The organism is Variovorax sp. 05L425 (genome assembly GCF_056397705.1).
The window spans coordinates 23980-41602 of the sequence record NZ_JBFTNY010000038.1; the positions used below are offsets into that span (position 1 = coordinate 23980).

General features: G+C 67.5%; 15 protein-coding genes. 10 read left to right on the forward strand and 5 right to left on the reverse strand.

All coding sequences use genetic code 11. From position 1 onward, the window contains the following. The first annotated feature begins 10 nt into the window (after positions 1-10). The 7 genes from AC1DN9_RS28085 (at position 11) to AC1DN9_RS28115 (ending at position 9855) form a co-directional block, all read left to right on the forward strand. Complete coding sequence (locus tag AC1DN9_RS28085; RefSeq protein ID WP_478105436.1) at positions 11-1144, forward strand: DUF5938 domain-containing protein; 1134 nt, start codon at positions 11-13, stop codon at positions 1142-1144. Between the two features lie 7 nt (positions 1145-1151). After that, a complete protein-coding gene (locus tag AC1DN9_RS28090) occupies positions 1152-3035 on the forward strand; it encodes an acyl-CoA synthetase (RefSeq protein ID WP_478105438.1) in 1884 nt (627 codons plus the stop codon). Beyond that, positions 3032-4213 (forward strand): lipid-transfer protein, encoded by a 1182-nt coding sequence (locus AC1DN9_RS28095; protein ID WP_478105440.1) that lies wholly within the window; start codon positions 3032-3034, stop codon positions 4211-4213. Before AC1DN9_RS28090 ends, AC1DN9_RS28095 begins: the two co-directional genes overlap by 4 nt. A gap of 30 nt (positions 4214-4243) precedes the next feature. After that, entirely contained in the window at positions 4244-6991 is a 2748-nt protein-coding gene (locus tag AC1DN9_RS28100) for a winged helix-turn-helix domain-containing protein (RefSeq protein ID WP_478105442.1), read from the forward strand. A 75-nt stretch (positions 6992-7066) separates the two neighbouring features. Beyond that, positions 7067-7537 carry a group II truncated hemoglobin gene (locus AC1DN9_RS28105; RefSeq protein WP_478105444.1) on the forward strand — a complete coding sequence of 157 codons (471 nt, stop codon included), beginning with the start codon at positions 7067-7069 and terminating at the stop codon, positions 7535-7537. Positions 7538-7573: 36 nt separating this feature from the next. Next, positions 7574-8404 (forward strand): urease accessory protein UreD, encoded by an 831-nt coding sequence (locus tag AC1DN9_RS28110; RefSeq protein WP_478105446.1) that lies wholly within the window; start codon positions 7574-7576, stop codon positions 8402-8404. A 26-nt stretch (positions 8405-8430) separates the two neighbouring features. Further along, complete coding sequence (locus AC1DN9_RS28115) at positions 8431-9855, forward strand: MFS transporter (protein ID WP_478105448.1); 1425 nt, start codon at positions 8431-8433, stop codon at positions 9853-9855. On the opposite strand, the gene AC1DN9_RS28120 is transcribed toward AC1DN9_RS28115, so the two are convergent. The 3 genes from AC1DN9_RS28120 to AC1DN9_RS28130 all read right to left on the reverse strand — a co-directional run bounded on the left by AC1DN9_RS28120 (position 9856) and on the right by AC1DN9_RS28130 (position 13123). After that, positions 9856-10800 carry a VTT domain-containing protein gene (locus AC1DN9_RS28120; protein WP_478105450.1) on the reverse strand — a complete coding sequence of 315 codons (945 nt, stop codon included), beginning with the start codon at positions 10798-10800 and terminating at the stop codon, positions 9856-9858. Positions 10801-10956: 156 nt separating this feature from the next. Further along, a complete protein-coding gene (locus tag AC1DN9_RS28125; RefSeq protein WP_478105452.1) occupies positions 10957-11931 on the reverse strand; it encodes a tripartite tricarboxylate transporter substrate-binding protein in 975 nt (324 codons plus the stop codon). Between the two features lie 25 nt (positions 11932-11956). After that, positions 11957-13123 (reverse strand): mandelate racemase/muconate lactonizing enzyme family protein, encoded by a 1167-nt coding sequence (locus tag AC1DN9_RS28130; RefSeq protein ID WP_478105454.1) that lies wholly within the window; start codon positions 13121-13123, stop codon positions 11957-11959. A 101-nt stretch (positions 13124-13224) separates the two neighbouring features. Between AC1DN9_RS28130 and AC1DN9_RS28135 the strand changes: the two genes are divergently transcribed. Further along, complete coding sequence (locus tag AC1DN9_RS28135; protein ID WP_478105456.1) at positions 13225-14127, forward strand: LysR substrate-binding domain-containing protein; 903 nt, start codon at positions 13225-13227, stop codon at positions 14125-14127. On the opposite strand, the gene AC1DN9_RS28140 is transcribed toward AC1DN9_RS28135, so the two are convergent. Further along, positions 14114-15325 carry a YVTN family beta-propeller repeat protein gene (locus AC1DN9_RS28140; protein ID WP_478105458.1) on the reverse strand — a complete coding sequence of 404 codons (1212 nt, stop codon included), beginning with the start codon at positions 15323-15325 and terminating at the stop codon, positions 14114-14116. The genes AC1DN9_RS28135 and AC1DN9_RS28140 overlap by 14 nt on opposite strands. Positions 15326-15467: 142 nt before the next feature. On the opposite strand from AC1DN9_RS28140, the gene AC1DN9_RS28145 reads away from it, so the two are divergent. Together AC1DN9_RS28145 and AC1DN9_RS28150 are read left to right on the forward strand one after the other, a co-directional pair. Further along, the gene (locus AC1DN9_RS28145; protein WP_478105460.1) at positions 15468-16043 is read left to right on the forward strand and encodes a sigma-70 family RNA polymerase sigma factor; all 576 of its coding nucleotides are present in this window, start codon (positions 15468-15470) and stop codon (positions 16041-16043) included. Then, positions 16030-16710 carry an anti-sigma factor family protein gene (locus AC1DN9_RS28150; RefSeq protein ID WP_478105462.1) on the forward strand — a complete coding sequence of 227 codons (681 nt, stop codon included), beginning with the start codon at positions 16030-16032 and terminating at the stop codon, positions 16708-16710. The genes AC1DN9_RS28145 and AC1DN9_RS28150 overlap by 14 nt, the downstream gene beginning before the upstream one ends. On the opposite strand, the gene urtE is transcribed toward AC1DN9_RS28150, so the two are convergent. Then, entirely contained in the window at positions 16711-17403 is a 693-nt protein-coding gene (gene urtE / locus AC1DN9_RS28155; RefSeq protein ID WP_478105464.1) for an urea ABC transporter ATP-binding subunit UrtE, read from the reverse strand. Positions 17404-17623 lie beyond the last annotated feature (220 nt).

Below are 17623 nucleotides of genomic sequence, written 5' to 3' on the forward strand. Positions count from 1 at the left end.
AAAGAACACCATGAGCAAAAGCAAGAAGCCCGTCATCGTCTACGGCGCCAGCGGCTACACCGGTCGGCTGGTCTGCGAATACCTGCGCGAGTACGGCGTGCCCTTCATCGCCGCCGGCCGCAGCGCGGAGAAGCTGAACGCGGCCATGAAGTCCAATGTGGCCGGCATCGAGACCGCCGACTACGAAGTGGTCGAGGTGGCGCACACCACCGAAGCGCTGACCAAGCTCTTCACCGGCGCCTCGGTGGTGCTGAACACGGTCGGCCCGTTCGCCAAGTTCGGCCCCGAGGTGGTCCACGCCTGCCTCGCCGCCAAGTGCCACTACACCGACACCACCGGCGAGCAAGACTGGCTTATCACGCTGGAGGAAGAGTTCGGCACGAAGTTCGCGCAAGCCGGCCTGCTGCTGTCGCCCGGCCTGGCGCAGATGTACACCACCGGCGAGATCGCGGCCCAGCTGTGCCTGGAGACGCCGGGCCTGGACACGCTGGACATCGCGGTCTTCTGGGGCGGCAGCCCGACCATCGCCTCGACGCAAACCATCCTGGTGAATGCCGCCACCTCCAAGGCCTTCTTCTTGCAACAGAACCAGATGGTCGAATGGCAACCCGATGCCGGCCTCTACAACCTGGCCATCCCGGGCCAGCACGAGATGGCGCTGGCCCTGCCTTGGGGCGGCACCTCGCATCCGGTGTGGTTCCGCAAGGACCCGCGGGTAGCCAACGTCAAGGTGCTGGGCGGCGTCTTCAACAAGCCGCTGATGCTGGGCGTGCCGCAGATCGTTGCCGCGGCCTTGAAGGCCACCGAAGGGATGCCGCCCGACGAGCGTTATGCCGCGCTGGCGAAGACCGCCGCCGGCGTGATGAACAGCATGCCGCCGCGCGAGAACCCGCGCCTGAACAAGTCGGTCGATTCGGTGCATGCGACCGGGCCGCTCGGCCGCGCGCACTGCGTCATCTTCGGCAACTGCAACTACAAGCAGACCGGCCTGCTGCAGGCCCATGCCGCCTACTCACTGCTGCAGCAGCCGCCCAAGCGGGTCGGCTTCGCCTCCGGCTGCCAGGCCTTCGGCCACCACGAGCTGCTCGGCGTACTGCGCAGCTTCGGGCTGGTGGCCAAGCCGGAACTCCGGGTCGAGACCTGAAGCGCCGATGACGAGACTTCGCCCACCCCTGCGCAACCTGGCGGACATCGAAGCGATCGAGGAAGTGCGGATCGGCGACCGGCTGGCGCAGCCGGTGTCGAGCTACGCCGCGATCGCCCGCCAGGCCGCCGCCACGCCGCGGGCGCCGGCGCTGACCTATGTGCACGACGGCGACCCGTCCGGCGGCGAGACGCTCTACGACTACGCCACACTGTTCGCTCGCGTCACGCAGGCGGCCAACGCCTTCCACAGCCTGGGCGTCGGCCGTCGCGACGTCGTCGCGTACCTGTTGCCCAACCTGCCCGAGACGCACTTCACGCTCTGGGGTGCGGAGGCGGTCGGCATCGTGAACCCGATCAACCCGTTCCTGGAGGTCGACCACATGGCCGGCATCCTCCAGGCTGCGGGGGCGTCGGTGCTCGTCGCGCAAGGCCGGCTCGACACGCCGGGCATCTGGGAAAAGGTCGAAGCCCTGCGCGGGCGCGTGCCGACGCTGCGCGCCGTGCTGCGTGTCGGCGGCATCGGCCCTTGTCCGCCGTGGGCACTCGATTTCGAGGCGCTCCTTGCGGATCAGCCGGGCGGCCGACTGCTCGCGCCGTCGGCACCTTCGGGCGACGACATCAGCTCGTACTTTCACACCGGCGGCACCACGGGCACGCCGAAGCTCGCGCGCCGCACGCACTTCAACGAAGCGGCCAATGCCTGGGCCGTGACGACCGTGACCGACATCACCGCCAGCGACACCCTGCTCTGCGGGCTGCCGCTCTTCCATTCAAACGCGATGATGGTCACGGGCCTGGCGCCGTTCAGCGTGGGCGCGCACGTGGTGCTGCTGTCGCCAGCCGGCTATCGCAACCCGCGCACCATTCCGGCCTTCTGGCGTTCGGTCGAACGCTATCGCGCGACCTTCTTCAGCGCCGTGCCTACGGTGCTCTCCGCGCTTCTGAACGTGCCGCGCGAAGACGCCAACATCCGCTCATTGCGCTTCGCCATCTGCGGCGCGGCGCCGCTCGCGCCCGAGCTGTTCCAGCGCTTCGAGCGCGCGACCGGCCTCAAGCTGCTCGAAGGCTACGGCATGACCGAGGCGACCTGCGTCAGCTCGTTGAACCCGCGCGACGGCGACCGCGCGATCGGCTCGATCGGCCTGCGGCTGCCCTACCAGGAGATGAAGGTGGCGCATCTCGGTGCCGACGGCAAGGTGGCACGAGATGCGGCAGTCGACGAAATCGGCACCATCCTCCTGCGCGGGCCCTTCGTCTTCTCGGGCTACGTCAACGAGAGCGACGACGCCGGCATCCGCCTCGACGGCGGCTGGCTCAACACCGGCGACCTGGGGCGGCAGGATCCGCGCGGCTACTTCTGGCTGACCGGCCGCGCCAAGGACCTGATCATCCGCGGCGGCCACAACATCGATCCCGCGATGATCGAGGAAGGCCTGATGCGCCACCCCGCGGTCGAACTGGCGGCAGCCGTCGGCAAGCCTGATGCGCACGCCGGCGAACTGCCGATGGCCTACGTCACGCTGCGCAAAGGCATGCGTTGCGACGCGGCGGAGATCCTTGCGCATGCACGCACCGCGATCACGGAGCGCGCAGCGGTGCCGGTGGACGTGGTGGTGCTCGAAGCGATGCCGCTCACCGCGGTCAACAAGATCTACAAGCCCGCCCTGCGCCAGCAGACCATCGCGCGCGCACTCGCCGAAGCAGTGCAGGCTGTGTGCGGTGACGTGGACGTGCAGGTGGCGGTCGAGCCGCATCCGCGCCACGGCCTGGAGGCGCGCCTGACCGCCCGCCGCCCGAAGGGGCCGGAAGCCGAAACCCTGATGCAGGCCACCGAAGCCCGGCTCGGTGCGCTGCCTGTTCGATGGACCCTCGCATGGAGAGATGAATGAACAACGTCGTTTGCGTGGCCGGCGTCGGCATGGTGCCCTTCACCAAGCCCGGCCGGAGTGCGCCCTATCCCCGGATGGGCGCCGATGCGGCGCGTGCGGCGCTGGACGACGCAGGCGTGGACTACCTGCGCGTCGAGCAGGCCTATGCCGGCTACGTCTTCGGTGATTCGACCTGTGGGCAAGCTGCGCTCTACGAGGTCGGGCTGAGCGGCATTCCCGTCGTCAATGTCAACAACAACTGCGCGACGGGCTCGACCGCGCTCTTCCTCGCACGGCAGGCCGTGGCCAGCGGCGCGGTCGAATGCGCACTCGCGCTGGGCTTCGAGCAGATGAAGGCCGGCGCGCTGGGCGCAAGCTTCACCGACCGGCCGGACCCGCTGGGCCGCTTCCAGGCCACGATGGAAGCGATCCAGGGCCCGGAGACCGCGCCGATCGCCGCGCAGTACTTCGGCGGCGCGGCACGCTGGCATGCCGAGCACTTCGGCACGAAGGCCGAGACCTTTGCGCGCATCGCGGTCAAGGCGCGCAGCCATGCGGCGCGCAATCCGCTGGCCGTCTTCCGCGATCCGGTCACGCTCGAAGAAGTGATGGCCTCCCCCACCGTCTTCGACCCGATGACGCGGCTGCAATGCTGCCCGCCGACCTGTGGTGCCGCCGCGGCCGTACTCTGCACGGAAGGCTTCGCCCGGCGGCACGGACTGAGCACCGCCGTGCGCATCACCGCGCAGGCGATGACCACCGACCGCCCGGACAGTTTCGATTCACAGGACATGCGCAGGCTCGTCGGCTTCGAGATGAGCCGGAGCGCCGCACAGCAGGTGTACCTCGAAGGCGGCATCGGGCCGGAGGACATCGACGTGATCGAACTCCATGACTGCTTCACCGCCAACGAGTTGCTGACCTACGAGGCGCTGGGCCTCGTCGCAGAAGGCGGCGGCGAGCAGATGGTGCTCGACGGCGACAACACCTACGGCGGGCGCTGGGTCGTCAATCCCTCGGGCGGGCTGCTGTCGAAAGGGCATCCGCTGGGCGCCACGGGGCTCGCTCAGTGCGCGGAACTCGTGTGGCAACTGCGCGGCGCCGCGGGCGACCGGCAGGTGCCCGGGGCACGCGTTGCGCTTCAGCACAACCTCGGGCTCGGCGGGGCGTGTGTCGTCACGCTGTATCAGGCACACTGAGCGCCCTTCGTTGTGCAGCAAGGAGCACCCATGGCGCGGGCGGCAGGCAGGTCGGGCGAGGTTTCGCCATCGGCGACGGTACTGGTCGAGTCCAAGCTCGCACCGCCGCAACTCTCGCTGAGCCTGCTCGAGCGCAACCGGCTTTCGGCGCTCCTGCATGCGGGACTGGCGCGCCGTGTGATCAGCGTGACGGCGGCCGCCGGCTACGGCAAGACCACGGCACTGGCGCAGTTCGTCGCGCAGTTGGAGCCGCTCGGGGTGACCTGCGCATGGCTCAGCCTCGACGCCGAGGACAACGATCCCTTGCACTTCATCCGCTATGTCGCCGCGGCCCTGCATCACGCCGATCCACGACTGGGCCGCAGCGCGCTCGCGCAGATCGAGGGCGGCAGCATGGCCTCGCTCGACGCCGTGATGGCCTCGCTGCTGCATGACCTGATGGGCCACGATCGGCGGCTGATGCTGGTGCTCGACGACTTTCATCTCGTGCACAACGAGACCGTGCACCGCAAGCTCGAATGGCTGCTGGCCCACCTGCCGCCCACCTCGGGGCTGCTGATCGCGAGCCGCACGCGACTTCCGCTTTCGTTGAGCCAGCTTCGGCTGCGCGGCGAACTGCTCGAATTGAGCGCGTCGCACTTTGGTCTGGAACTGGACGAGGCTGCCGACTTCGTCGGCCGCGTCGGCGGCGCGCCGCTGGAGCACAGCCAGGTCCGGACCCTGCACGAACTCACCGAGGGCTGGATCGCCGGCCTGCAACTCGCTTCGCTCGCGCTGCGCGAAAGCGAGGACAAGGACGCCTTCCTCGCCGCCTTCTCGGGCACCGATCGCGACATCACCGACTATCTCGGCGAGCAGGTGCTCGACAGCCTGCGGCCCGAGCTGCGCGACTTCCTGCTCGGCACGGCCGGCTTCGAGCGCTTCTGCGCCGAGTTCTGCGACGAAGTGCTGCAGCGCGGCGACAGCCGTTCGATGCTCGCCGAGATCGAGGCGCGCAACCTGTTCCTTTCGGGGCTCGACCGCTCGCGCACCTGGTTCCGGTACCACCATCTCTTCGCCGACTACCTGCGGGGCCGCGCCAAGGAACGGCCTGCCGAGGCATCGCGCGCCGCGTGCCTGCGTGCGAGCGACTGGTTCAACCGCCATCGACTGCCGCACGAGGCCGTGCGCTATGCCTTCGATGGACAAGACATCGAGCGCGCTGCCGATCTGGTCGCGGAGTTCTCGGCGGAACTCGTCCAGCATCGCGGCGAGCATGCGACGCTGCTCGGCTGGCTGACACGACTTCCGCCGGCGCTGGTCCTGGCGCGCCCCAAGATCCGCACCGGCCATGCGTGGTCGCTGGTGCTCACCCGCCGCCACGCGGAGGCCGACCAGGAGCTCCGATCGCTCGAAAGCGCCTGCACGGACGATGGCGATGAAGCCGTGCGCAGCATGGTCGAGATGATTCGCTGCGTGTACTACGCGCTGTCCGACCAGCCCCTGCTCGCCAAGGCGGCGAGCGAGGCATGGCTGAGATCGTGGCCGCGCGCGGATGCGTTCCGCACCGGCGTGGTGGCCAACGTGCTCGCTTCGGGCTGCTGCGCCACCGACGGCTTCGAGCAGGGACTGCAGGCGCTCGCGATCGCGCGCCGCGCGTTCGAGGAATGCGGCGCGCACTACGGCCTGGCCTGGGCCAGCGCGCTGGGCATGATGATCGCGATGCGCCGCGGCGACTATCCGGAGGCCATGGCGCAGGCCCGCGTCGGTCTTGCGACGGTGGAGCCCAGCCTGGGTGTCGCCTCCTATGCGGGATCGATGCTGACCCTGCTGGCGGCGGAGGTCTGCTACGAACAGGGTGAGCTCGCGCAGGCCCAGCGCTACCTCGAACTCGGACTGCCGTTCATCGACGAGCATGGTCTGGTGGAAATGAGCGCGGCCGGCTACCTCACGCGCGCGCGGCTGCTTCGCCTGCGCGGCGATCTTGCGGCGGCGGACGCCTGCCTGCTCGAAGGCGAGTCACTGGGGCATCGACTGCGATTGCCGAGGCTCGCGCGCATCCTCGCGGCGCAACGCTGCGCCTTGCGGCTGCAGGCCGCATCGCTCGACGACGCAACGCGGCTAGCGCAGTCCTATGGCTTCATCGGCCCCGGCGCGACCGGCATCGCCGCGCAAGGCGCGCCCGAGGAAGACAGCGTCTGTCTCTCGATCCTGCGGCTGCGTCTCGCGCAAGGCAATGGCGCGAGCGCCGTCGGCGCCCTGAACGACGCGCTGCGCCGTGCCCAGCGCGACGGTCATCAGGCGCAGACCGCGCGCCTGCTGGCGCTCAAGGCGGCGCACCAGCACCGGTCGCAGGAGGCCGCCCAGGCGCTGCGCACCCTCGACGAGGCATTGGCGCTGGCTTCGCGGTGCGGGCTGCTGCGCAGCCTCCTCGATGCGGAGCCGTCGCTGCTGGACATGGCCGACGCCATCCGCGCGCGACGCACGGCCGTCGGCACCGCCGCGGACGGGCTGGCGCCCGTGGCCTACTTGCAGCAACTGCTCGAAGCGGGCGGCCGCAACGTGTCGGCGGCGCCGCTCGCGGCACCGCGCGAGCGCACCGAGGCGGAGGAACTGACCGAGCGCGAACTCAAGATCCTGCGGCTCCTCAAGGCGGGCCTGGGCAATCGCGAGCTGGCGCAGAGCCTGTTTCTTTCTGAAGCGACCGTCAAATGGCACCTGCACAACATCTTCGCAAAACTCGGCGTGAAGAACCGCATCGGCGCCCTGGCGCGTGCGCAGGAGATCTCGCTGCTCTAGGGCCTGTCCATGTGGGCAGTTGCCGCGGCTTGCCGACATTCGCACAATGCGTCCCAACGACCAACTTCCCGGGCCATGTCAGATTCCGACGTTCCGACCCTCTATCAATGGCTCGGCGGCAGCGACGCGCTGCTCCGGCTGACGACGCGGTTCTATGAACACGTCAAGGCCGACGCACTGCTGGCGCCGGTCTTCGCGCACATGGGTGCCGATCATCCGGCCCACGTTGCTGCGTTCCTCGGCGAAGTGCTAGGTGGCCCGACGGACTACTCGAAGAGCCACGGGGGGCACCCGCACATGATCCGGCAGCACTTGAACCGCCATTTGCAGCAAGACCAGCGTCGCCGCTGGGTTGCGCTGCTTCTGGAAACGGCAGATGAACTGGCGATGCCGGACGATCCCGAATTCCGATCGGCGTTGGTCGCCTATCTCGAGTGGGGCTCCCGGCTCGCAGTCATGAACTCACAGGCCGGCGTCACCGTGGACGCCGATGCGCCCATGCCCCGTTGGGGCTGGGGTGAGGTCAAGGGGCCCTATACCGGGTGAAGTTCGGTCCGATGCATGGCGCCTACACTCTGGCCCATGCCATGGCACGCGCGACTCGAACTCGACTATCAGCTTGAAAACCGCCGCAGCGTTGCGCGATTCACCCATGACGGCCCCTTGCGCATCCTCCAGAGCCTCTACCCCGAGGGCGATGCCGTCTGCCACAACGTGCTGGTTCATCCGCCGGGCGGCCTGGTGGGCGGCGACACGCTGGACATCCGCGTGCATGCCGCAGCGGGTAGCCATGGCCTGATCACGACACCGGGCGCGAGCCGCTTCTACCGCTCCGATGGCGAACTGGCGCTGCAACGCGCCGAGTTGACGCTGGACGCCGGCGCGCGGCTCGAATGGTTGCCGCTCGAAGCCATCTGCTTCAGCGGCTGCCGCGCAGAGAACCGCCTGACGCTGCGCGCCGCGCCCGGTGCCGAGTTGATCGGCTGGGACGTTACCGCCCTGGGCCTGCCCAACGCCGGCAAGCCCTTCGAACAAGGCACGCTGCAGCAGCACATCGAAGCGCCCGGCGTGTGGCTGGAACGCGGCCGGATCGATGCGTCCGACCATCGGCTGCTCCAGAGCCCCCTGGGATTCGCCGGCCATCGCTGCATCGCATCGATCTTCTTCGTCGCCGGTTCGCCGATCGCACGCGAGCGGCGCGAGGCCGCGCTCGACGTCGCGAGATCGCTGATCGACGGCCACGCGTTGCAGGAGAGCGCAGGCGCCACCAGCCCGCACGCGGAAGTCATCGTCCTCCGGGCGCTCGCGCCAGTGGTCGAACCGGCGATGCAGTTGCTGCGCAGGGTCTGGATGGCCTGGCGTTCAGAACTCTGGAAGTTGCCCAGCCAGCCGCCGCGCATCTGGGCGATGTAGACGGAGGCGGCCGGACCGACGCCGACATGGACGCCACGCGCAGCGACATCCCGGCCCGTCTCGACCGCCTGCCCTGGTCGCGCTGGCACTGGCGCGTCGTCATTGCGCTCGGCGTGGCATGGATCCTCGACGGGCTCGAGGTCACGCTGGTCGGCTCCATTGGCGGCGTTCTGGAGCGGCCTGACACGCTGGCACTCAATGCGGCACAGATCGGCGCGTCCGGATCGCTCTACATTGCCGGCGCCGTGATCGGTGCGCTCGTGTTCGGGCGGCTCGCCGACCGGCTGGGGCGCAAGCGGCTCTTCCTGCTCACCCTTGCCATCTATGCGGCCGCGACGCTGGCCACGGCCTTCTCGCCCGGCTTCACCTTTTTCGCCGTGTGCCGCTTCGCGACCGGCCTGGGGATCGGCGGCGAATACGCGGCCATCAATTCCGCGATCGACGAGCTGATCCCCGCGCGCGTGCGCGGCCGCGTCAACCTGGCGATCAATGGCAGCTTTTGGGTCGGTGCGGCGCTCGGCGCGGGCCTGAGCCTGTGGCTGCTCGATCCGCGCGTGCTCGGCCCGGTCCTGGGCTGGCGCGCAGGCTTCGCGCTCGGCGCGCTGCTCGCAGTGGCGATCCTGCTGGTGCGGCGCGACGTGCCCGAGAGCCCGCGATGGCTGATGGCGCATGGCCGCGCGGACGAGGCGGAAGCCATCGTGCGGCAGATCGAGGCGGAGGTGGCATCGCAACACGGCCCGCTGCCTGCCGCCGTGGGCCACGTGACTTTCGGCGGAAGCGCACGTCCGGGCTGGCGCGAAGTTGCGGGTGTCCTGTTGCGGCGTTACCCGCGGCGCAGCATGGTCGCGCTGGCGCTGATGATTTCGCAGGCCTTCTTCTACAACGCAATCTTCTTCACCTACGCACTGGTGCTGACGCGCTTCCATGGCGTGCCCGAAGGCAAGGTCGGGCTCTACATCTTCCCCTTCGCACTCGGCAATGTGCTGGGGCCTCTGGTGCTCGGCCCTCTCTTCGACCGCGTGGGCCGCCGCCGGATGATCGCGCTGACCTATGTCCTCTCGGGCGTCGGGCTCGCGTTGACCGGTTGGGCCTTCATGGAGGGCTGGCTCGATGCGCGCAGCCAGGCGCTGTGCTGGTCGGCGGTGTTCTTCCTGGCTTCGGCGGCGGCAAGCTCGGCCTATCTCACGGTCAGCGAAGTCTTTCCGCTGGAGATGCGCGCGGTCGCGATCTCGATCTTCTATGCGGTGGGCACCGGTGCGGGCGGCTTCGTCGCGCCGGTGCTGTTCGGCGCGCTGATCGAGACCGGCAGCCGCGGCGCCGTCGCCGCGGGCTATGCGGTGGGCGCCGCGCTCGTCATCGTGGCAGGGCTTCTCGCGCTGCGCTGGGCGGTGGACGCGGAGCGCAAGCCGCTCGAAGAGATTGCGCCGCCGCTGGGCGCCGGCGATCGCTGATCAGTATTGCAAGGTCGGATGCCCGGCCTCGACCCAGGCCTCCAGCCCGCCCGCCAACGGCCGCGCACGCTTCATCCCTCGCGCCAGCAGCACCTGCGCCCCCAACGCGGCCGAGATCTCGTTCGGACAGCTGCAATACAGGATGATCTCGCGGTCCTCGCCCTCGAAGGGAAGCTGGGCCCGCCGCTGCTGGATCTCCTTGAGCGAGATCGGCAAGGCACCGGGAATACGCCTCGGATCGACCTGAACGCCCCCTTCGCCACGCACGTCGATCACGATCGGCGGCGGCTCGCCCTTCATCAATCCCAGCAGTTCGCCGACGGTGACGCGCGGCAATCCCGTGAGGCGCAGCATGGTGCGGCGTCGCCAGTAGCGATACGCCACGAACACGGCCACGACCACCACCAGCGCAACGCCTGCGATGCTGCCCGCCTCGGACAGCGCCTCCAGCACGGCCTGGATCTGGTCGCGGAAGAGCCAGCCCAGGGCCATGAAAATCGCGGCCCACATCAACGCGCCCGCCGTCTCGAACGCGAGGAAGCGCAATGACGACATGCCCAGCGCACCAGCCATCGGCGGCGCCACGACCGAGACGCCGGGGACGAACTTGGCCGCCACGAGCGAGAGGCCGCCCCAGCGTCCGATCAGCGTCTCACTGCTGCGGACGCAGGAATCGGGCGAGATCGAGATCTTGCAAAGAAGCCGCATGAAGCGATAGCCGTAGAGGCGGCCCAGGTAGAACCAGATCCCGTTGCCCAGCACGCTGCCGAGCCACGACGCGACCACCAGGGCCACGAGCACCGCCGGCTGCGCCACGGCGGCCAGCGCACCGGCCACCACGAGCAAGGGCGCCGCCGGCAGGGGCAACCCGACACGCGAAACGAAAGTGGCGATGAACACCACCATCACCGCGTGTTCCACCATGAGCGCGGTCAATCGGTCCACGCGGCGCTCCCGGATGGCATTGGACGATCGGACGGACGCAGGGACATGGCGGGGTCTCGGGCTGTGGATCAACCCCGAGCGTAGCGCGTCCGGGGCGGGAACGCAGGGGTATGCAGATGTCGGAAGTGGGCGCGATCTACCGGCCCGATTTCCGACTCAATCCGCGTATTGCCCGGCGTCCTTGATGACTTTCGACCAGCGCGCCATCTCGGTCTCCACGAATTTCCTGTGCCCAGCCGGACTGAGCCGGTCATCGCTGACGATCGTGAGGCCGAGCGCCTCTTCGCGTTTGATCAGCTCCGGGTCTTTCAACGCCACGCGAAGGGCGGCGTTGAGTTTTGCGATCACTTCTGGCGGAGTGCCGTGCGGGGCGTAGAGGCCGTGCCACACGGTCACGTTGAAATCGGGCAATCCGGATTCGGCCAACGTCGGGACCGACTGCAACGCCGGCAGCTTGAGGCGCTGCAGGCTGGTGACCCCGTACGCATTGACGGTGTGCCCTTCGATCTGCGGCACCGCGTTGGTTGCTTGTTCACACATCAGATCGACCTGACCGCTCATCAAATCGGTCATCGCCGGCCCCGTGCCCTTGTACGGAACCGGGGTCATTTCGACCTTGAGCGCGCTTTGCAGCATCAGGCCACAGAGGTGCGATGCCGAACCTAGCCCGGCATTTGCCAGATTCACCTTGCCGTTGTTGGCATCGATCCACTTGCGCAGATCGGCAAAGCTCCTTGCGGGGAGCATCGGCTTGCCGATCAGGGTGGACGGCGCCTCGTTGATCAACCCCAGGAACTCGAAGTCGTCCGGCGTCTTGTAGCTGAGCTTTCGATACAGCGATGGCGAGGTCGCGAGTCCGATGTGGTGCACGAGCAGCGTGTAGCCATCGGGCTTGGCCCGTGCCACGCGGGCCGATCCGATCGTGCCGCCGGCGCCGGCCGTGTTGTCCACGATGATCGTCTGACCCAGCGGCTTGCGCAGCGCCTCGGCCAGATCGCGCGCGATCTTGTCGCTTGGTCCACCCGGCGCAAATGGCACGACCAGCGTGATCGGCCTGTCGGGGAAATCGGCGCGGGCCAGTGCGCTGACTGCCAGCAGACTGACCACCAGCGCGTTTCGAAACAGCTTCATTTTGTCTCCAGTTGTTTTCATTTACTCAGGCCGACAATGCCTGCATCTCTCGGTAAAGATCCGCCTTGCCCTCGAAGCCGATCCCCGGCAGGTCCGGAAGGGTCACATGGCTGTTGTCGACCTTCAGCCCGTCGGGGAAGCCGCCGAAGGGCTGGAACAGGTCCGGATAAGACTCGTTGCCGCCCAGTCCGAGACCCGCCGCGATGTTCAGCGACATTTGATGGCCGCCGTGCGGAATGCAGCGGCTGGCCGACCAGCCATGCTCCTTCAGCATGTCGAGCGTGCGAAGGTACTCGACCAGGCCGTAGCTCAACGCGCAATCGAACTGCAGCCAGTCGCGGTCGGGGCGCATGCCGCCGTATCGGATGAGGTTTCGGGCGTCCTGCATCGAGAACAGGTTTTCGCCCGTGGCCATCGGGTTCTTGTAGTAGTTGCGCAAGGTCGCCTGCAGCTCGAAGTCGAGCGGATCGCCCGGTTCCTCGTACCAGAAGAGGTCGTATTGCGAGAGCGCTTTCGCGTACTGGATGGCGGTGTCGAGGTCGAAGCGACCGTTGGCGTCGACGCACAGTTTCTGCCCGTCCTGCAGCACGCTCAGGATCGAATCGATCCGGCGCAAGTCCTCGTCGAGCGAAGCACCACCGATCTTCTTCTTGACCACGGTGTAGCCCCGGTCGATGTAGCTGCGCATCTCGTCCTTCAGCTTGTTGTGGTCCTGCCCTGGGTAGTAGTAGCCGCCGGCCGCATAGACGAAGATCTTGCGGTTCGGCTTGCCGTCTCCGTAGCGATCCGCGAGCAACTGGAAAAGCGGCTTGCCCTCGATCTTTGCAACCGCATCCCAGACCGCCATGTCGATGGTCCCGATCGCCACGGAGCGTTCACCGTGGCCGCCCGGCTTTTCGTTGGTGAACATGGTGTTCCAGACTTTGTGCGGGTCGAGGTTGTCGCCCGTCGCGTCGACGAGCGAAGCCGGATCGGCTTCGAGAATGCGCGGGACGAACCGCTCGCGCATCAGCTTGCCCTGCCCATAGCGGCCGTTCGAGTTGAAGCCGTAGCCAACCACCGGCTTGCCGTCGCGGATCACGTCGGTGATCACCGCGACAAGGCTCAGTGTCATCTTGCTAAAGTCGATGTAGGCATTGCGTATGGGCGAGCTGATGGGAATGGTTTTCTCTCGAATTTCGACGATCTTCATGCGGGGTCCCAGATGGTTCTTGATCGCCCGAATGGTCCGCCATGCCGATTCTTTCGGCCAATGCTCTTTTTCGCTGCTTCCATGCACCTGACGAACCGCTCATGAATCTGATCTGGCTTGAGGACTTCGTGGCGCTTGCCGCGACGGGAAATTTCTCGCGCGCGGCGGAAGACCGCCATAGCTCGCAGCCTGCGTTCAGCCGACGCATCCGCGCCCTGGAGGAGTGGGTCGGTGCCGATCTCTTCGACAGAAGTTCGCAGCCAGCCAGGCTGACAGAAGTCGGCGAGTGGTTCGCAGGCGTAGCGCAGGAATTGATCACAAGGGTCGCCCGTGTCCCGGGGGAAGCCAGGAAGGTCGCCGAGGCCAGTTCGGTCACATTGCGCATCGCTTCCACACACGCGCTCTCCTTCACGTTCCTGCCGCGGTGGCTGCGAAGCCTCGAGTCGAACACGACACTCGGGCCGGTGCAGCTCATGTCCGATGTTCTGCAGCGTTGCGAAGCACTGATGCTGCAGAGCAAGGTCCAGTTCGTGTTGACCCATGCGCACATCAAGGCGCAGGGAGCGCTGGATGCGGAGCCGTACCGGTCGGCGCGGATCGGCGAGGACATGTTGATCGCGGTGTCGGCGCCGGACGGATCGGGCAAAGCGCGCCATCAACTGGCGCGCCGCGGCGGATTGCCTTTGCCGGTGCTCCAGTACACGGAGGAGTCAGGGCTGGGACGGATCATGCGGGCCGTCGTCGGCCGCAGGCTGGAGCCCTCGACGGTGCAGTTCGTTTTCACGGCCCATCTCGCTTCCGTCCTCAGGACGATGGTGCTGGACGGGAGGGGCGTCGCGTGGCTGCCCCGGACGTTGGTGGAAGAAGACATCGCGCAGGGTCGACTCGTAGCCGCCGCAGGCGACGACTGGAACGTCCCCCTGGAAATCCGGCTCTATCGCGACGGCGAACCCCTGGGAAAGGCTGCCGAGGCGTTCTGGAAGACGGCGCTCAGTTCACCATGACGCGCGCCGTCATGTAGGGATGCACGGCGCAGACGTAGTCGTAGACGCCCGGCTTCGCAAAGGTGCGGCTGAAGTCCTGCCCCGGCAGCATCAGGTCCATGCCCGGCGCACCGTCGGCAAAGGCGATGCCGTGGGGGGCACCGTCGTGGTTGGTCCAGGTCACGCGCTGGCCGGCGGCGACCGCGAGCTGGGCCGGCCCGAAGGCGAAGTTGTCGATCGAGACCTTGGCCGTGGTCCCGCCACTGGCCCGGTGCTGGATGGCGATCTTGCGCGGCGCCGTACCGACCTGAATGGTCGCAACCGGCCCACCAGCCAGGGGCACCACGCTGACGTCGTTTGATCCTTCGTTGGTGACCATCACCTTCGCGTGATCGGGCAGCACATCGACCCAGTGCGGCTGCTTGCCCACGGCGACGCTGCCGGTTGCAGATCGCGTGGCAGGGTCGAAGAGCATCAGCTCACCCGGCCCCTGCACCACCACCACGCCCGAGCGTGTGTCGGCGAAATGGTGCGCCACATGCGGCGAGACACCAGTCGGAATCTCGCCCACCACCTTGTTCGATGCGGGGTCGAACACTTGCACCGCGCTGACGCCCGCCAATGTGACGTAGAGCGCCTTGCCGTCGGGCCCGAATTCGAGGTCTCGCGGCGTCTTCTCGACCGGCACGCTGGTTGCCACGGTGCGCGAAGTCAGGTCGATGACCACCAGCGCGAAGTTCCCCGGCGCCTGCGAAGAGACATAGGCCTGCTTTCCGTCGGGCCGGACCGCAATGGTGTGCGGTTTGGGCACCGGCACGGTGGCGGCGATGTCATGCGTCTTGGTGTCGACCACGGCGACACGGTCGTCGCCGTTGACTGCCACCAGCAGCCAGCGGCCGTCCGGCGTGAGCGCGAGGCCCTGCGGCCCCTTGCCGACTTCGACGGTGGCCGTGACCTTGTCGCTCGCGGTGTCGATCACGCTGAGGCTGGTCGCCCCGGAGCCGCTGACGAAGACTTGCGCGTCGTCGCGCGTGACCGCGATGCCGTCAGGGCCGGTCGCCACCGGCACTGTCGCGACGACTTTCCCGGCGCCGGTGTCGATGACGCTGACGGTGTTGTCCTTGAAGTTGCCCACATAGGCCTTGGGGCCCGCGGCGGCGGCCGAGGCGGCCACGCAGATAGCCGCAAGTGCGGCGACGAGGATCGATGAAGGTTTCATGAAGGGGCTCCTTGATGCAGCGAGAAGGGACAGAATCGCCATCACGCATGACGGCCCGCGGCCCTTGCCTATTCCCGATTCCCGCTTTTGCGACTGACGGAATAAATCGGCGACGCGTCCCGTCATACAGGGAAGGAATTCGTTGAACGACCGCACGCGCCGATTCGAGACCGCGGCCCTGCCGCACCTGCCCGCCGCCTACAACCTGGCGCGTTGGCTGCTGCGCGACGACCAGCAGGCCGAGGACGCGGTGCAGGAGGCCTGTCTGCGCGCCTTTCGCTTCTACGACGACCTGCGCGGCGAGAGCGCCCGGCCATGGCTCCTGGGCATCGTGCGCAACGCGTGCTATGACGCGATGCGCCAGCACCGCCATCTCGCCGATCAGGTCGAGTTCGACGAGGTGCGCGACAGCGGCGTGGACGAGCCGGGCATCGGGTCCCGTCCGCGCGACGGCGGTGATCCGGCGACGACGTGGGAGCGCCGCGCGCTCGGCCGGCGCGTCGATACCGCCATTGAAGCGCTCGCGCCACCGTTCAGGGAGGTGATCGTGCTTCGGGAGTTGGAAGAGATGTCGTATGAAGAGATCGCACGCATCGCCGGCATTCCCGTCGGCACCGTGATGTCGCGCCTGTCGCGCGCCCGCGCCCTGCTGCGCGAGGCGTTGCGCGAAGAAGCACCCCCCGCGAAACCCGGAGCGCAGCGCGATGCAAGCACCTGAAGACGACGAACTGGGCTTGCTGATTCGTCGCGAGGCGACTCGGCATGCACCGCCCGCTGGGTTGGCCGACCGCATCCGTGCCGAACTGCGCAATTCGGACATGCAGGCGGTGGTCCGCCGGCCGCCCCCGGCCAGGTCTTGGCGCTGGCTGCAGGCGATCGCTCTTTTCGGCGCTGGTGCAGCCACGGCCTGGGGCCTTGCGTTCACCCTGCTGCTCGGGCCCGCACCGGAAGCGCTCGGTGATGCCGTTACCGACAGTCATGTGCGTTCGCTCATGGCGGCCCATCTCACCGACGTTGCGTCGTCGGACCATCACACCGTCAAGCCGTGGTTCGCGGGCAAGCTCGATTTCTCGCCGCCGGTGGTCGACCTCGGTGCGGAGGGTCAGCCTCTGGTCGGGGCCCGTCTCGACTTCATCGACGGCCGGCCGGTCGCCGCGATGGTCTATCGGTCCGGGCAGCACATCGTCAATCTCTTCGTCTGGCCTGCACCTGCCGACAAGTCGAAGCCGCCTCGGCTTCTTGCGCGACGCGGCTACAACCTCGTGCAGTGGACGGAAGACGGGATGCAGGCGTGGGCTGTGTCGGATCTCAACGCCGCCGAGCTGCAGGCCTTCGCGAAGCTCGCGCGAGAGCGGATGGCGTCTGCGGAACCGCCTGCGCGCTGATCAGATCGCGACCAGCTGGCGCACGCCCTGCGCTTCCATGTCCTTGCCGAGGCCGCGCGCGATGACTTCGCCGCGCTCCATCACGAGGTAGTCGTCGGCCAGTTCCTGCGCGAAGTCGTAGTACTGCTCGCACAGCACGATGGCCATGTCGCCACGGTCGGCGAGCATGCGGATCACGCGGCCGATGTCCTTGATGATGCTGGGCTGGATGCCTTCTGTGGGTTCGTCGAGGATCAGGAGCTTGGGCTTCGGCGCAAGGGCGCGGGCGATGGCGAGTTGCTGCTGCTGGCCGCCCGAGAGGTCGCCGCCGCGGCGGTTGAGCATCTGCTTGAGGACGGGGAATAGGTCGTAGAGCTCCGGGGGGATGGGGGTGCTGCCGGATTTGTAGGCCAGGCCCATGCGGAGGTTTTCCTCTACCGTGAGGCGGGCGAAGATTTCGCGACCTTGGGGGACGAAGCCCATGCCTGATCTGGCTCTTTCGTAGGGGGTCTTTTTTTGGATGGGGGTGCCGTTGAATTCGATGGTGCCGCTTTTGATGGGGACCAGGCCCATGAGGGACTTGAGCAGCGTTGTCTTGCCTACGCCGTTGCGGCCTAGGAGGACTGTGACTTTGCCTAGGTGGGCTTGTAGGCTGACGTCTCTCAGGATGTGGGAGCCGCCGTAGTACTGGTGGATGTTTTTTACGGTTAGCATTTTTGGGCTCCGTTGGGGTTGTTCGGCTGTTGGCCGGGTCTCGCCCCGGCGGGCGACTTACTTTTCTTTGCTTCGCCAAAGAAAAGTAAGCAAAAGAAAGGCGACCCCACTGTGCGTGTCCCTGCGCTTCGCTTCGGGCAACCTGCGGTGCTCGCTTCAGGCGGGGTCCGCGTGAAACTCGCTTCGCTCAAACACACGCGGCCCTGATCCGCCTGAAGCT

Bases quoted from the DNA above. Each gene is read 5' to 3' on its own strand.
- AC1DN9_RS28085 (WP_478105436.1), top strand. From the start codon at position 11: ATGAGCAAAAGCAAGAAGCCCGTCATCGTCTACGGCGCCAGCGGCTAC.
- AC1DN9_RS28090 (WP_478105438.1), top strand. From the start codon at position 1,152: ATGACGAGACTTCGCCCACCCCTGCGCAACCTGGCGGACATCGAAGCG.
- AC1DN9_RS28095 (WP_478105440.1), top strand. From the start codon at position 3,032: ATGAACAACGTCGTTTGCGTGGCCGGCGTCGGCATGGTGCCCTTCACC.
- AC1DN9_RS28100 (WP_478105442.1), top strand. From the start codon at position 4,244: ATGGCGCGGGCGGCAGGCAGGTCGGGCGAGGTTTCGCCATCGGCGACG.
- AC1DN9_RS28105 (WP_478105444.1), top strand. From the start codon at position 7,067: ATGTCAGATTCCGACGTTCCGACCCTCTATCAATGGCTCGGCGGCAGC.
- AC1DN9_RS28110 (WP_478105446.1), top strand. From the start codon at position 7,574: ATGCCATGGCACGCGCGACTCGAACTCGACTATCAGCTTGAAAACCGC.
- AC1DN9_RS28115 (WP_478105448.1), top strand. From the start codon at position 8,431: ATGGACGCCACGCGCAGCGACATCCCGGCCCGTCTCGACCGCCTGCCC.
- AC1DN9_RS28125 (WP_478105452.1), bottom strand. From the start codon at position 11,931: ATGAAGCTGTTTCGAAACGCGCTGGTGGTCAGTCTGCTGGCAGTCAGC.
- AC1DN9_RS28130 (WP_478105454.1), bottom strand. From the start codon at position 13,123: ATGAAGATCGTCGAAATTCGAGAGAAAACCATTCCCATCAGCTCGCCC.
- AC1DN9_RS28135 (WP_478105456.1), top strand. From the start codon at position 13,225: ATGAATCTGATCTGGCTTGAGGACTTCGTGGCGCTTGCCGCGACGGGA.
- AC1DN9_RS28140 (WP_478105458.1), bottom strand. From the start codon at position 15,325: ATGAAACCTTCATCGATCCTCGTCGCCGCACTTGCGGCTATCTGCGTG.
- AC1DN9_RS28150 (WP_478105462.1), top strand. From the start codon at position 16,030: ATGCAAGCACCTGAAGACGACGAACTGGGCTTGCTGATTCGTCGCGAG.
- urtE (WP_478105464.1), bottom strand. From the start codon at position 17,403: ATGCTAACCGTAAAAAACATCCACCAGTACTACGGCGGCTCCCACATC.